Source organism: Thermosyntropha tengcongensis, assembly GCF_055381335.1.
The window spans coordinates 1,591,686-1,607,482 of sequence record NZ_AP042437.1; the positions used below are offsets into that span (position 1 = coordinate 1,591,686).

Here is a 15,797-nt window from a genome sequence, read left to right on the forward strand (position 1 = left end):
TCTCCTTCCTCGCTTCCTAATATAACTGAGCAGCCAGAAGATTGCGGTGGAACTGTTCACTTCCATCAATGATGGAAAGCATTTTGGCATCCCGCATATATATTTCAGCATGATGGCCATAAAGATAAGCCTGGCCCCCTATAATCTCCATAGCTTTGGCAGTAACTTCCTGAGCTACACTGCTGGCAATTATCTTAGCCTTGGAGGAAGCCTGAGAATAATCAAGATCCTGGTCTATAAGCCAGCAAGCCAGATGTACACTTTGTCTGGCAGCATTAATTTTGGTGGCCATTTCAACCAGGGCAAAACTTACCGCACTTTCTTCAAAAATAGGCTTACCCATAAACATACGGCTTTTAGAAGCTTCCAGAGCTGCTTCATAGGCTGCTCTGGCTACCCCCAGCGACAGGGCAGCAGCCAGTGGGGTTATACGGTCTAAATTCTGCATAAAAACCAGAAATCCGCTTCCTTTTTTGCCTATAAGGTATTTTTCATTTACCCGCACATTATCGAAAATAACTTCATTGGCCTTGCAGTATCTGAGCCCTAAAACCCTGCGGGGATTCCCCACGGTAATCCCCTCTGTCTCCATGGGCAGAATAGCAATCTGAAGGCCTGACTTGCTCTGTGAGGGACTGGTAGATAAGGCCACAGCTATAAAGCTGGCAATCCCTGCATTCATCACATAATCTTTTATGCCTTTTACTATTAAATCCCCTTCTTTTACCTCCTGCACATTTACTGATGAATGCCTTATATCCATGGTTTCCGGTTGGGCAACCAGCTCCAAATTAGGCCTGTGTTCAATGATAGTCGCGGCAGCCAGTTTGGGAGAAGGATTCGTCATCAAAGGCAGTATTTCTTCTTTCTGCTCTTTGGTGCCAACAGTTAAAAGAGGGCTTACTGCATGTAAATTGGTAAGTAAAACAGCAGCCAGGCCTGCTGAACCTGCTGCGATTTCCTCCAGTATCATAGCTGTCGTTATATTGCATAAACCTCTTCCGCCATACTCTTCAGGTATATTGGGGGCTATAAGGTTATACTTGGCCAGTATATTTACCGGTGTCCAGTCAAAGACTCCACTTTCATCAGCATCATAATTTACGGCCTTAGGCTTAATCTCCTTTTCCACCAGTTCCCTTACCATCATCACCAGTTCCCGGTCCCTGGACGAAACGGTGCTTCTGAACATCATTTCCCCCCCTCGCTGCGCGTTTTCTGCCAGATAATATAATCCATAACCGAACGCCTTTTATCCCGCGGCAGGTCATAGAGGGCATTTATTATCTGCAGCAGTTCCGGCTCATCATCCAGTGCCGAATTAATATTTTTCAGTTCTTCCTTGCGGCTGTTTTCTGCAGCGGTACTGCTTTCCAAAAAATATTCGATAGGCTTGCCTAAAACTTCAGCAATCTGCTCTAACTGCGCCAAGTATATGCGCCTCTTTCCTTTTTCATAATTGGAAAGCGTCGACTGCGCACATCCCAGCATGCTGGCCAGCTGTTCCTGGCTTAATCCTGCTTCTTCTCTAGCCATCTGCAATTTTTTCCCTATTTCTTTATAACCCATCTCTTTCACCTTCCATAATGATGCTGCTTGTGCTATAAGTTATCTTACACCAAAATTCCATATCCCTTTTCTCCATCAGTATGAACAAGCCTTGCCCTTACTATTTGCCCCGTATAATCTTTGTCGCTCTCAAATTCTACCTCAATATAGTTATCACTCAAGCCTATATAACTTTTTATACCCGATTTTCTCTCTACCAGCAACATCATTTCACATTCCAAAAATTTCGAAATGAAATTTATTCTTTTTTTATCGGCCAATTTGAGCAGTTTCCCGCTTCTTTCATTTTTTTCTTCCTCGGTAACCTGGGAAACCATATCCGCAGCCCTGGTCCCCGGACGGCGTGAATATTTGAATACATGCAAATCATAAACCGGAAGGCTCTCCAGGAGCTCATAGGTATCCCTGAAATCTTCCTCCGTTTCCGTAGGAAATCCTACCATCACATCAGCAGTAAAAGCTATACCTGGTATCTGGGAAGCGATTTCCATAATAAGATCGTAATAATATTTCCTGGTATAACGCCGGTTCATGTCTTTTAAAACCTTGTCGCTCCCGCTCTGCAGGGGGATATGCAAATGGCGGCACAGCCTCTTTTCCTCCTTTATCAGCCTGTAAAGCCCCTCACTCACCTCCAGAGGCTCAATAGAACTTAGCCTTATACGGTAATCACCTTCTGCTTCTGCCAGTATAAATTTTAAAAGCCTTACCAGATCCCATCCGGGAAGGTCTGCCCCGTACATACCTGTATGTATGCCGGTAAAAACCAGCTCCCTGTATCCCAGCTTTAAAAGCTGCTTAACCTCAGCCAAAACATCAGGAGGCATTTTGCTTCTTACTGGTCCCCGTGCATAGGGAACTATGCAGTATGAACAAAAGCTCTGGCAGCCATCCTGAATCTTTACAAAAGCCCGGGTTCGCTCATGACGGTAGGTGTAAATTACTGGAGGCAGCTTGTCCCCAGGCTTGATAACCGGGTTTATCACCCGGGGTTTTCTATCCTTTATATATTCATCAACGAGAGCTGCCAGGTTATATTTTTCCTTATTGCCTACAATCAGGTCTACCCCTTCAATACTCAAAAGCTGGTCTTTATCAACCTGCGCCAGACATCCGACTACCGCAACTACTGCTTCCCGGTTTTTCCGCACCGCCCTCCTTATTGCCGCTCTGGACTTGCGGTCACTTATATGGGTAACCGTACAGGTATTTATTACATAAACATCTGCTTTATCCTCAAAACCAACAATCTGATAACCTCTCTTTATAAACTCTTCTTTTATGGCCTCTGTTTCTACCTGATTAACCTTACACCCTAAAGTATAAAAAGCAGCCTTTAGCAATTCCCATAACCCCTTTATTCCTTTTATCCCAGGTCTCCCAGTTCATAAAGAATTATACTTATGGCAGCCAGGCTGGCCGTTTCGGTTCGCAAAATCCTTGGCCCCAAACGGCACAGGATAATCCCCTCTTTTTTGGCAAGATCAGCTTCATGAGGAGCAAAACCGCCTTCCGGCCCTATCAGCAAAAATATCTCATCCTTTACCTCATCCTTTTTCTCCCTTAAAACATCCCTCAAGCCTTTGTTTTCCTCATTTTCATACAGCATGAAAGCAGGTTTTCCCGCCATAATCCCCAGCATATCTTTAAAAGCAGCTACCGGCTTTATCTCAGGAACCACATTGCGCCGGCACTGTTTGCAGGCTTCAACTGCTATCTGCTGCCACCTTTCTACCTTTTTGGCCTCTTTTTCTCCTTTAAGCATTACTACCGTCCGCTCAGTCAAAACCGGATATATCCTGAAAACTCCCAGCTCCACCGCCTTCTGTATTATTAATTCCATCCTGTCCCCTTTAGGTATTCCCTGCACTAAATTCACCTTAACAGGCGGTTCATTGTCCACCTCTAAAACATCTTCGATAAAAGCCACCAGCTTTTTATCCTTTACCCCCTGTAAAAAGGCATGATATTCTGTTCCCTGGCCATCGAAAAGGACTATCCGGTCCCCTTCTTTAAGCCTTAAAACCTTTTGTATGTGGTGTGCTTCCTCTTTATCAATAAAAGCTTCTCTCCCTTTTATATTATCCTTTTTAACAAAAAAGCGGTGCATAAGCACCCTCCTTCTTTAAGGCTAAATATAATACTTTTCTCTATCTGCTCCTATTTTTTGCGGGCTGCTACCCCTACCCAATCTACATCAGTCAAAATCTCTTCTATAACAAACCCACATTCATCAAGCTTTTGCTGCACACCGGGAAAACGGCTGTCAACTATACCAGAGCCAAAAAACCAGCCTCCCGGTTGCAAGGCTTTCGCCGCTTCCGGTAAAAGTTCATTTATTACCTCTGCTGTTATATTGGCAAGTATCATGTCAACTTCAAGAGTGCCTATTTTCTCTATAATATCTCCCTCTTCTACCTGTATCTTGTCTTCCAGCCCATTAAGCTTTACATTTTCCCTGGCTACTTTAACAGCGACATCATCAATGTCCATAGCCAGAACACTTTCAGCTCCCAGCTTCACCGCAGCAATAGAAAGTATTCCCGAACCGCAGCCGGCATCAACTATCTTTTCGCCTCCCTTGAGATACTTATCTAAAAACCGGAGGCAGAAACGGGTTGAGGCATGCACTCCAGTGCCAAATGCCATTCCGGGATCGATTTCCACCACTATTTCATCATCTTCAGCCGTATAATCTTCCCAGGAAGGCTTTATGACTATGCGATTTCCCACCTTAAAGGTATGGTAGTATTTTTTCCAGGATTCTTCCCAGTCCTCATCTTTTACCTCATCCAGAAACACCTTGCATTTTACCCCAAAGTTTTCTTCCACTTTAGCAAGCAGCTTGTTTACATCTTCCAAAACCTGGCGTTCCTCACTAAAATAGGCCTTTATCACCACAAAATCATGTTCATAAAAATCAGGCGAAAATAGGTCTGGATTCCATTTTTCCTGATTTTCATACCTTCTGGCCGCTTGAAAATCTTCAATTACTACTCCTCCTGAACCCAGTTGATGAAATATGCCGGCTACCGCTTCCGCACATATTCCTTCTGTCACTACACTTATCTCTTTCCACTTCATAATCTTATACTCCTTTATCCCATAGCATCTTTAAATTTTTCAAAAAAACCTTTTTTCGGCTTTTCTTCTCCACTTTCCTCTTCATAGAATTTCTCCAAAAGCTCTCTCTGCTTTTTAGTAAGCTTAGTAGGTATTTTAACCTTTATTACGACATTTAAATCACCGCGCCGCTGGCTATTAAGATAAGGAACCCCTTTTCCCTTTACCTTAAGCACATCCCCCGGCTGAGTTCCTTCCGGTATGCGCAGAGTATAGATTTCCTCTCCCGGGAGCGTGATTTCTATATCCCCACCTAAAGCAGCCTTGACAAAACTTATTTCTTCTTCCGTGTACAAATCATAGCCATCCCTTTCAAACCTGGGATGGGGTTTAATAACTACTGTTATATATAAATCCCCCGGCGGACCTCCCCTTAACCCCAATTCTCCCTCGCCCTGAATCCTGAGGCGGGAACCGCTGTCTATCCCGGCTGGAATACGGATATTAATCCGGCGCGCTCTTCTTACATGGCCGCTCCCTTTACAGGAAGCACATGGCTTTTCTATTATCTTTCCCTCTCCATGGCAGCGGCTGCAGGTTTTAATAGTTTCAAAACGTCCAAAAGGCGTAGTCTGCACATTTCTCACCTGTCCGTGCCCATGACAGGTAGGACAGGTCTTTACCCCGGAACCAGGTTCAGCTCCTGTTCCATTACACTTTTCACACTTTTCCATACGGCTTATTTCTATCTCTTTCTCGGCTCCAAACACAGCATCTTCCAGGTCTATTTCCAATCTTATCTCCCGGTCAGCACCGCGCTGGGGACCAGTTCGGCGCCTTCTGGAAGCAGTACCTGAGCCAAAAAACATGTCAAAAATATCCCCAAAACCGCCTAAATCCTCAAAGCCGCCAAAACCACCAAAACCTCCAAAGCCTCCTGCTCCTGCGCTGCGCGCCTGGTCAAAGGCATCATGCCCAAACCGGTCATAAGCTGCCCTCTTTTGCGGATCGCTTAAAATTTCGTAGGCTTCATTTATTTCCTTAAATTTTTCCGCAGCATTGGGGTCTTCTTTATTTACATCAGGATGGTATTTCCTGGCCATTTGCCGGTAAGCCTTTTTTATCTCTTCCTGGGTAGCATCGCGGCTTACTCCCAGGACCTCATAAAAATCGCGCTTGGCTGCCATTTTATCCCACCTTCCCTGTAAAGCGCACTCTTATGACTTTTTTCTCCACATAAAATACCAGTTTAAATTCTAGCAAAAAAATAACCTGAAATCTAATCAATCCTTCTCTAAAACAGTCAAAACCCGGAAAACCAGATGGCTTCCGGGTAATTTTGAGGCTTCATTTATTTATCATCTCTTACCTCATAATCTGCATCATAAACGCCATCATTGCCGGCATCTGCTCCGCTTTCACCAGAAGCATTCTGGTACATCCTGGTGGTAAACGCAAAAATAGCTTCCATCAGGGCATTAGTCTTAGCCTTAATTTCTTCCACATTATCCCCATTCATTACTGCTTCTAAATCAGCTTTAGCCTGCTCAATCTTCTTCTTCGATTCTTCGTCTATCTTATCAGCATAATCTTTCAAAGTCTTATTCGCCTGATATATGGTGCTGTCTGCCTGATTGCGCGCTTCAACCCTGGCCAACCTTTCTTCATCTTCTTTCGCATACTGTTCGGCTTCCCTTACCATTCTTTCAATCTCTTCCTGGCTTAAGCCGCTGGAAGAAGTTATGGTGATTTTTTGCTCTTTATTGGTAGCCAGGTCTTTGGCTGATACATGCACAATCCCGTTAACATCGATATCAAAAGTAACCTCAATTTGAGGAACTCCCCGGGGAGCTGGTGGAATACCGGTAAGCTGGAACCGTCCTAAAGTAACATTGTCGGCTGCCATCTTTCTTTCTCCCTGCAGAACATGAATATCGACAGAAGTCTGATTGTCAGCAGCAGTTGTAAATATCTGGCTCTTGGAAGTAGGAATAGTAGTATTTCTTTCGATAATCTTGGTAAATACTCCTCCCAAAGTTTCGATACCCAGGGAAAGGGGAGTTACATCCAGAAGGACTATATCCTTTACTTCTCCAGCCAGAACTGCTGCCTGAATAGCAGCACCGATAGCCACCACTTCATCAGGATTTATCCCTTTAAATGGTTCCTTCCCAATGAAGTTTTTGATAGCTTCCTGCACAGCAGGTATACGGGTAGAACCTCCTACCAGAATAACCTTATCTATATCCTCCGGTTTAAGGCCGGCATCCTTCAAAGCCTGCCTGGTTGGCCCCATAGTCTTTTCTACCAGGTCAGCGGTAAGTTCGTTAAACTTGGCCCTGGTTAAAGTTTTCTCGAGATGCAGCGGTCCTTCCTGGGTAGCCGTAATATAAGGAATATTAATTTCAGCCGTTAAAACATTGGAAAGCTCATGCTTTGCTTTCTCAGCTGCTTCCTTTAAACGCTGCATAGCCATTTTATCATTTCTCAAATCAATGCCGGTATCTTTCTTAAATTCCTCAATAAGCCAGTTTATAATGCGTTCGTCAAAATCATCTCCGCCCAGGTAGTTATTTCCGCTGGTAGCCTTTACTTCAAAAACGCCATCCCCTATTTCCAGAATAGAAACGTCAAAAGTTCCTCCACCCAGGTCAAAGACTAATATAGTCTGATTTTCTTCTTTATCCAGGCCATAAGCCAGGGCAGCTGCTGTCGGCTCATTTATTATACGCAGGACTTCAAGCCCGGCAATTTTTCCGGCATCCTTGGTCGCCTGCCTCTGCGCATCAGTAAAATAAGCAGGGACCGTTATTACCGCCTGGGTTATCTTTTCCCCCAGATAACTTTCTGCATCAGCCTTAAGCTTCTGCAGAATCATAGCGGATATTTCCTGGGGAGTGTATTTTTTGCCATCTATTTCTACCTTATAATCAGTTCCCATCTTGCGTTTAATAGAAATAACCGTGCGGTCAGGATTGGTAATAGCCTGCCGTTTAGCTATTCTGCCCACCAGTCTTTCTCCTGACTTGGAAAAACCGACTACAGAAGGGGTTATCCTTTCTCCTTCGGCATTAGGGATAACTATAACATCATTTCCTTCCATAACTGCCACACAGGAGTTAGTAGTTCCTAAATCTATACCTATAACCTTGCCCACCTTAAACACCTCCAGAGTAATATGCTTTTATTTTTGAAACTAACCCTTATTTACTTTAACTAAACTCGGCCTTATGACCCGGCCGTGCATTACATACCCCTTGCGCATTTCTTCAATAATAGTGTCAGATGGATATTCACTGTTTTCCTCTACAGCAAATGCTTCATGATACTGAGGATCAAAAGGCTTACCTACCGCTTCGATAGGCTCTACCCCTTCTTCCTCCATGATTTTATGCATTTTCTTGACCACCATTTCCAAACCTTTGCTCAAGCTCTGGTAATCCTGATTGGAAAGAGAAGCAGTAAGAGCCCTCTCCAGATCATCAATTACGCCTAGAAACTTTTTTATAAGAGGGAGAGAAGCATATTTTATGTACTCTTCCTTCTCCCTGGCCGCTCTCTTTTTCACATTATCAAGCTCAGCCAAAGCTCTTAAATAAAGCTCATAATATTTCTTTACCTCTTCTTCTTTAGCTTTCAGCTCTTCTTCCAGCCTTACCATCTCATCGTTTTTTTCGCCGCCTGTTTCCTCTTCACTGTCTGCTTTTTTTTCCTCCTCTCCTACCTCCTTTATCTCTTCTTGCCCTTCAGCTTTTTCATTTATTACATTTTCCTCATTCAACTCTTTTTCCGGCATCTAAAAATTCACCTCTTTACTCGGTTTTCAGCTCATTTTTCCTTAAGGCATCATCTTTCATCCTTATAATTGTATTTATGCGCAAAATGGCTACTGCCACTTCACTGGCCGCTTTTATGGCATGAATCTTAACAGGAGCTGGATCTACAATCCCCTTCTTAAAAGCATCAATAATTTTGCCGCTATCACTGTCAAAGGTAAGAGCTGGATTTTTTTCCCGATTTTGAGCTCCCATCACTTCTCCCAATTTTTCCAGAGGATTAAAGCCTGCATTGGCTGCCAGACAGTAAAAAGGCTTAAGCAAAGCCTCCTTAAAACACAAAACCCCAAAAGAAGCTACTCCTTCAATTTTTTTAGCGTACTCCTCCATACACCCGGCCAGCCATACCTCAACAGCTCCTCCTCCCGGCACTACCCCTCCCTTTAAAGCTGCCTGCAGGGCAGAAGCGGCATCTTTAGCCATCCTCTCTCTTTCTTCCACAACTTCCTCGGTAGCAGCACCTACAATAACGGTAGCCCGGTTTTCTCCTCCTCCCTCATAAAAACAGGCATGTTTCAATTTCTGGTCAACCTTTACCAATCTGGCTGTCCCGGTATAGGACTTTATAGATTCTATATCCCTTTTCAAAACTGCCCTTTTTACTTTCTTAGCCCCGGTATGCCGGCACAGGTTATCTATCTGGCTGGAAGAAACCCGGGAAAAAACAAGTATCCCTCGCTCAGTAAAAATCTGTTCTGCCAAATCATCAACCGAGCGGTCCACGACAACTACATTTATTCCCGCGTCACATATGCGGTGCAGATTCCTTTCATACTCCTCCCTGGCCTTTATGTAATACTGAAAGCCAGCATCGGTTTTTATCACTTCATGCTCCGCATCAACCGGCTGCAGTGCATCATCAATAACCAGAATCCTTGGATTTTCTACTAGCCGGGGCATCCCATCATTCAAAGGTTCCTTATTTATGACAATACCTTTAAAGACTTCATTTTCCGCCAGTTCCCGGGCCAAAACCGCCTCGGCAAATTTGTAATCTTTCTCCTTAAGCTTTTCTATTCCTACCAGTTTGGCTCCCTGCAGAACAAGGGAGGCCAAATCGTTCTGGCCTCTTCCCGCTATACAGGCTACATTAAAAAGCAAATCATCTTCCATATCTTCTATCTTTACCGTCTGTTTCTCTATAAGCTCCACAGCTTTGGCTGCTGCATAGTTGATGCCTTCGATAACCTTGGTTACCGGTACCCCTTTTAGCACATAGCTGCAGCCTTCAGCCACCAGAGCACCTGCTATTATAGTAGTGGTGGTGGTACCATCCCCAACTTCCGACTGCTGCGCCTGGGCAGTATTTATTATCATCCGGGCAGCAGGATGGTTTACTTCCATAAATTTCAAAATGGTTACTCCATCATTGCTTATAACTACATCCCCAAAACGGTCAACCATCATTATATCAAGGCCTTTAGGCCCTATCGTGCCTTCTACCACCTGGGAAATAGCACGTGCAGCACCGGCGTTATGAAGTAAGGTTTGCAGTTTATCATCTACCTGCTGATTGGATGACAAAAGATTATCGCTCATTACTACCTCCAGTTAAAACTTATCCTTCAAAATCTGTTCCAGCACCTTGCCCACCGTTTCCACTGTACCGGCTGCTTTCCAGTATTCCATGCGTATAGGGCCTATTACACCTATCTTCCCTTTTTGTCCCAGGGTATGGTAACCAGAAACTACTATGCTGATTTCTTTTATGCCTTCAATATTATTCTCGGTACCGATGCGGATTTCCACCTCTTCTTTCACATCTTCGGGAATAAGGCTTCGAAGCAGTACATCTTCCTCTAAAATGGCCAGTATCTTCTTCAGTTTTTCCAGGTCTTTGAACTCAGGCTCATTAAGGATATTCAAGGTACCGCTTATGGCTATCTTTTCCTCTTTGGAACCGGCCAGCATATACTCTACGGCATCCAGTACCCTGTCAATAACTTTTTTGCGCCTTCTTAAACTGTCCCTTATAAGCATAAGGTCAGTCTTGCTTATTTCATTAAGTTTTCTTCCTCCAAAAACCTTATTGAAGGCCTTGGATATGGTTTCCAGATCAGAAGAGGCAATATTTTCCGTAACTTCTATCTTGCGGTGCATTATAAGCCCACTGTCAGTAACGGCAATGACTAATGCCTTGTGATCTTCAATGGGCAAAATTTGCAAATATTTAAATTTGCTAAAAGAAAGGGAAGGAAAAATTACAAATGAAGCGTAACTGGTAGCCTGCGCCAGAAAAATGCTTACCTTTTCAATTACCTCATTCCACTCATGTATATTATCCCGCAGTATCTTCTGCAAAAGCTCAATCTCTTCATCAGACAAAGTCTCTTTCTGCATCATACAATCTACATAATACCGGTAGCCTAACTGGGAAGGAATCCTTCCTGCCGAAGTATAAGGCTGTTCCAAATAGCCCATTTCTTCCAGGTCGGCCATTTCGTTGCGTACAGTAGCTGCACTTATATTAAGCCCGTGCTTCTTTACTACCGCCCTGGAGCCTACCGGCTCTGCCGTTTCCACATAATCCTTAATTATAGATTCCAGGATAAGTTTTTTTCTATCATCTAGGGTCATCTCTCATCACCTCTGTTAGCACTCTCCTTTATTGAGTGCTAATCAGTATTTACTAAAAAAATATCACCTCATATATTCTTTGTCAAGCATACCTCAACTTATTATAAATCCCCTTAAAACTTCATTAGAAAGAAAATAGCCTTTTTTCGTAAGATACATGTATCCATCCTTCACAGCAAGCAGTTTTTCTTCTTCATACTTCCGTATTATATTCTTATACTTTTCTTTTATATCTATTCCAAAACGTTCTTTAAACTCCTCAAGATTTACTCCCTGACACAACCTCAAGCCCAATATGATAGCATCAACTGCTTTTTCTTCCCTGGTAGCCATATATTCAAGCTCTTCTCTCTCTGGCAGCAGGCCTTTATGCAGGTTTTGCATATATTTCTTTACCGAAGGAAAATTCATAAAACGTCTTCCCTCAATATAGCTTACCCCTCCAGCTCCCAGGCCTATATACTCGTTTGCCCTCCAGTAAACGAGATTATGCCTGCAAAAGAACCCATCCAGGCAAAAGTTAGCAAGCTCATATTGTTCATATCCCTGTTCCTCAAGATAACCAATAGCCATATAATATAAATCATGTTCTTCCTGGTCAGAAAGCAGGGTAAAAACACCTTTCCTAACCGCCTCTGCCATAGGAACAGAATCATCCAGCTGCAAAAGATAGGCTGAAATATGAGCAGGACGGCAAAAAACCGCCTTTTTCAGGCTGTATTCAAAACTCTCTGCCGTCTGCCCCGGAATGCCGTAAATAAGATCAAGATTATAGTTTTTTATCCCCAGACCGTCTAAAGCTTCTACCGTTTGTAAAATATCTTTTTCCGTATGCACCCGGCCCAGAATTTTAAGTTCCTCATCCCTGAAACTCTGCGCTCCTATAGAAAAACGGTTAACTCCCGCCTCATAAAAACGGCTAATCCTGCCCTTATCTAAAGTAGCAGGATTAGCTTCCAGAGTTATTTCAGCATCTTTTTTTAAAACAAATCTGCTCCTTATTTTTTTTAAAAGTGCCTCAACATGCTTACCCTCAAGCAGGGAAGGCGTTCCCCCGCCTATATAAACAGAAATAAAATTCAAATCTTTTCCCTCTTCAAATATTTCTATTTCTTTAAGCAGAGCCTCTACATAGCTGTTTAAAGTCTCTTCATTAAAAACAGTTTCCGAATAAAAATCGCAGTAGCTGCATTTGCGGAGGCAGAAAGGGATATGAACATAAATGCCGGCTTCCCTGTTTTCCCCTTTCATTTTTATCCTCCTATTCATTTTCTATATCCAGAATAGTCATAAAGGCATCTTTAGGTACTTCCACATGTCCTATCTGCTTCATCTTTTTCTTGCCTTCTTTTTGTTTTTCCAAAAGCTTTTTCTTGCGTGTTACATCACCGCCATAACACTTGGCCAGAACATCTTTGCGCAGAGCCTTGACGGTTTCCCGGGCAATAACTTTACTCCCAATGGCCGCCTGGATAACTACTTCATAAAGCTGGCGGGGGATAATTTTTCTTAATTTCTGCACTATAGCCCTTGCTCGATAGTAAGCATTTTCCCGGTGCACTATAAAACTTAAAGCATCCACTATTTCACCATTAAGAAGGATATCAAGCTTAACCAGATCCGATTCCTCATAACCGCTTATTTCATAATCTAAAGAAGCATAGCCACGGGTACGGGATTTTAAGGCATCAAAAAAGTCATACAAAATTTCTGATAAAGGCAGTTTATATGTCAGCAATACCCTGTCTTTAGAAAGATACTCCATATTTTCATAACGGCCTCTTTTTTCCTGGCACAGCTCCATAACTGCTCCTATATAATCACTGGGTACCATGATAGAAGCCTTGACAAAAGGTTCCAGAACCTTATCAATCTTCTGTGGCATAGGCCAGTGTTTGGGATTCTGCACTTCTACCTCAGAACCATCAGTAAGCTGCACTTTATAGACAACACTGGGTGCAGTAGCCAGGAGGCTTAAATCATACTCTCTTTCCAGCCGTTCTTTTATAATTTCCAGATGCAAAAGGCCTAAAAAGCCGCATCTGAAACCAAATCCCAGAGCTTCTGAAGTTTCAGGCTCATAAACCAGGGAAGCATCATTAAGCTTAAGCTTGTCCAGAGCATCCCTTAATTTTTCAAATTCGCTGTTCTCCAGTGGATAAAGCCCGCAGTACACCATAGGCTTTACCACCTTATAACCTGGCAAAGGCTTTTCAGCTGGATTTTCCGCCAAAGTTATGGTATCCCCCACTTTGGTATCACTGACATTTTTTATGCTGGCTGCCAGGTAACCAACTTCGCCTACCTCCAGCGAATCCACCTCAGTCATGTAAGGATTTAAAACACCTAATTCCGTAACTTCAAATTCTTTTCCTGTCGACATCATCTTTATAATATCGCCTTTTTTAACTTTGCCGGAAACTACCCTTATATAGGAAATAGCTCCTTTATAAGGATCAAAATAAGAGTCGAAAATCAAGGCCTGTAAAGGTGCATTGACATCCCCTTTAGGAGGGGGAATATGTTTTATTACTGCTTCCAGCACCTCTTCAATACCTATGCCCAGCTTGGCAGAAATAGGATATATCTCATCGGGAGCGAGCCCGATAACATTTTGAATCTCTTCCTTTACCTCTTCTACCCTGGCTCCGGGAAGGTCTATTTTATTAATAACTCCCACTATAGCCAAATCTAAATCCATAGCCATATATACATTAGCCAGGGTCTGCGCTTCTATACCCTGGGAAGCATCTACTACCAGCAAAGCCCCTTCACAGGCAGCCAGGCTGCGGGAAACCTCATAGGTAAAATCCACATGTCCCGGAGTATCAATAAGATTTAATATATAATCATTGCCATCCTTTGCTTTATAATTAAGCCTTACCGGCTGCAGTTTTATAGTAATTCCCTTTTCCCGTTCCAAATCCATCTTGTCCAAAAACTGTTCCCGCATTTCCCGGTCCGAAATAGCCCCGGTAAACTCCAGCAGCCTGTCTGCCAGGGTAGATTTACCGTGGTCTATATGAGCGATTATGCTAAAATTTCTTATCCTTTCCTGCAATTTATAACCCTCCAAGCTGCAAACACCTCAAATTTATCCATTAAATTATATCTAATACCGCCTATCTGTTCAACTGAAACAGGGGACGCTGAAACAGGGGACGGCAGACTGTGTGAAAAAACTTTCATCAGAAAGAGGGATTAATGCAAGAAAAGTCGAATACAGGGTGATAGAGAGGTGAGAAAATGGGATACATAGAAGGAGAAAATCGGGAACTTATCACCCTGTTTCCTGAAGCAATAGATGATTATATTACACCTGACAATCCAGTAAGAGTGATAGAAGCATTTGTAGAATCTTTAGATATGGAAGCGCTTGGTTTCAAAAGAGCGACACCCAACCAAAAAGGCAGACCCTCATATGATCCCAGAGACTTATTAAAATTATACTTATACGGATACCTGAATAAAATCAGATCCTCCAGAAGACTAGAAGATGAAACAAAAAGAAACCTTGAAGTAATTTGGCTATTACGCAAACTAAAGCCAGATTTCAAGACCATAGCTGATTTTAGGAAAGACAATCCGGAAGCAATAAAAGCCTTATTCAAGCAGTTCACACTATTATGTAAAGAGTGGGACTTGTTTGGGAAAGAGGTACTGGCTGTTGACGGTTCCAAATTTAGGGCCAGCAATTCCAAGCATAACAACTTTAACCAGAAGAAAATACAAAGGCATTTAAAATATATTGATGAAAAAATAGAAAACTATTTAAAAGAATTAGACAGTAGTGATCATGAAGAAGCTAATATCCATATTCCAAGCGCAGAAGAAATTCAGAAGCGAATAGAGGAGTTAAAAGCGAGGAAAGAAAAATATACGGCTTTGCAAGAGCAGATGAGAGAAACAGGAGCGACAGAGATATCAACTGTTGATCCAGATGCGCGTTTAATGGCAGTTAACAATAACGGTTTAGAAGTAAGTTATAATGTACAAATAGCAGTAGACCATAAACATAAGCTGGTAGTAGATAGTGAAGTAATAAATAATCCTTCAGATCAAGGGCAACTGAGCAACATGGCCAAAAAAGCCAAAGAAATACTTGAAGTGGAATCGATAAAAGTTTTAGCGGATAAAGGCTATTATTCTACCAGCGATTTAATTGAATGTGAAAAAAATCAGATAGAAGCATATGTAGCAAAGCAGAGATTTACTGGCAATATAGCTGACCCGGAATTTCAACCTGACAAATTTATATATGATAAAGAGAAAGACATCTACATCTGTCCAGCAGGGGAGACATTATATCCAAGCAAAATACGGCAAGAAAAAGGAGTAAAATACCAGGTATATAAAAATAGCCGTGCATGCAAACAATGCAGCTTAAGGGATAAATGTACCCAATCTAAAAATGGCAGGACTGTTAGTCGCAACTTAGCACAGTCATTGTTAGAAGTAGTAGATAAAAGGACCAAAGAAAACAATCAACTGTATATACAGAGGAAAATGATAGTAGAGCACCCATTCGGCACAATAAAGCGGATATGGGGATATGGTTATTTTCTGACAAGGGGATTAGTTTCTGTAAATGCAGAGAATAAACTGCATTTACTGGCCTATAACTTAAAAAGAGTAATAAATATCCTGGGAGTTAGGGAAATAATTGAGAGGCTGGCTCTGGTATAGCAGAAGCCAGCCTATTTTTTATATCTTTTTCAATAATAAAAATAATGCTTTTAAAATAAACAGCCA

The 15,797-nt window shown here is 42.5% G+C and carries 13 protein-coding genes; 1 reads left to right on the plus strand and 12 read right to left on the minus strand.

What is annotated here, in order from left to right:
* Positions 1-16: 16 nt before the first annotated feature.
* The 12 genes from ACZ42E_RS07655 to lepA all read right to left on the minus strand — a co-directional run bounded on the left by ACZ42E_RS07655 (position 17) and on the right by lepA (position 14,106).
* Positions 17-1,195 carry an acyl-CoA dehydrogenase family protein gene (locus ACZ42E_RS07655; RefSeq protein WP_464891752.1) on the minus strand — a complete coding sequence of 393 codons (1,179 nt, stop codon included), beginning with the start codon at positions 1,193-1,195 and terminating at the stop codon, positions 17-19.
* Entirely contained in the window at positions 1,192-1,569 is a 378-nt protein-coding gene (locus ACZ42E_RS07660; protein ID WP_464891753.1) for a helix-turn-helix domain-containing protein, read from the minus strand. Before ACZ42E_RS07660 ends, ACZ42E_RS07655 begins: the two co-directional genes overlap by 4 nt.
* 44 nt (positions 1,570-1,613) lie before the next feature.
* Positions 1,614-2,912, minus strand: coding sequence for a tRNA (N(6)-L-threonylcarbamoyladenosine(37)-C(2))-methylthiotransferase MtaB (mtaB, locus tag ACZ42E_RS07665; protein ID WP_464891754.1), 1,299 nt, complete (start codon positions 2,910-2,912; stop codon positions 1,614-1,616).
* Positions 2,913-2,935: 23 nt separating this feature from the next.
* Complete coding sequence (locus ACZ42E_RS07670; RefSeq protein WP_464891755.1) at positions 2,936-3,679, minus strand: 16S rRNA (uracil(1498)-N(3))-methyltransferase; 744 nt, start codon at positions 3,677-3,679, stop codon at positions 2,936-2,938.
* Between the two features lie 50 nt (positions 3,680-3,729).
* Positions 3,730-4,653, minus strand: a complete 924-nt coding sequence (gene prmA, locus ACZ42E_RS07675) for a 50S ribosomal protein L11 methyltransferase (RefSeq protein ID WP_464891756.1) — start codon at positions 4,651-4,653, stop codon at positions 3,730-3,732.
* Between the two features lie 14 nt (positions 4,654-4,667).
* A complete protein-coding gene (gene dnaJ, locus ACZ42E_RS07680) occupies positions 4,668-5,819 on the minus strand; it encodes a molecular chaperone DnaJ (RefSeq protein WP_464891757.1) in 1,152 nt (383 codons plus the stop codon).
* A 164-nt stretch (positions 5,820-5,983) separates the two neighbouring features.
* Positions 5,984-7,789, minus strand: coding sequence for a molecular chaperone DnaK (gene dnaK / locus ACZ42E_RS07685; protein ID WP_464891758.1), 1,806 nt, complete (start codon positions 7,787-7,789; stop codon positions 5,984-5,986).
* Positions 7,790-7,828: 39 nt separating this feature from the next.
* Positions 7,829-8,428 carry a nucleotide exchange factor GrpE gene (grpE, locus tag ACZ42E_RS07690; RefSeq protein WP_464891759.1) on the minus strand — a complete coding sequence of 200 codons (600 nt, stop codon included), beginning with the start codon at positions 8,426-8,428 and terminating at the stop codon, positions 7,829-7,831.
* Between the two features lie 16 nt (positions 8,429-8,444).
* Positions 8,445-10,007, minus strand: coding sequence for a TCP-1/cpn60 chaperonin family protein (locus ACZ42E_RS07695; RefSeq protein WP_464891760.1), 1,563 nt, complete (start codon positions 10,005-10,007; stop codon positions 8,445-8,447).
* Between the two features lie 12 nt (positions 10,008-10,019).
* Positions 10,020-11,045, minus strand: a complete 1,026-nt coding sequence (hrcA, locus tag ACZ42E_RS07700; RefSeq protein WP_464891761.1) for a heat-inducible transcriptional repressor HrcA — start codon at positions 11,043-11,045, stop codon at positions 10,020-10,022.
* 93 nt (positions 11,046-11,138) lie between these two features.
* Positions 11,139-12,296 carry a radical SAM family heme chaperone HemW gene (gene hemW / locus ACZ42E_RS07705; protein ID WP_464891762.1) on the minus strand — a complete coding sequence of 386 codons (1,158 nt, stop codon included), beginning with the start codon at positions 12,294-12,296 and terminating at the stop codon, positions 11,139-11,141.
* 10 nt (positions 12,297-12,306) lie between these two features.
* Positions 12,307-14,106 (minus strand): translation elongation factor 4, encoded by a 1,800-nt coding sequence (lepA, locus tag ACZ42E_RS07710; RefSeq protein WP_464891763.1) that lies wholly within the window; start codon positions 14,104-14,106, stop codon positions 12,307-12,309.
* A gap of 185 nt (positions 14,107-14,291) precedes the next feature.
* Here lepA and ACZ42E_RS07715 point away from each other — a divergent pair, with 185 nt between their 5' ends.
* Complete coding sequence (locus ACZ42E_RS07715; RefSeq protein WP_464891764.1) at positions 14,292-15,731, plus strand: IS1182 family transposase; 1,440 nt, start codon at positions 14,292-14,294, stop codon at positions 15,729-15,731.
* The last annotated feature ends 66 nt before the right edge of the window (positions 15,732-15,797 follow it).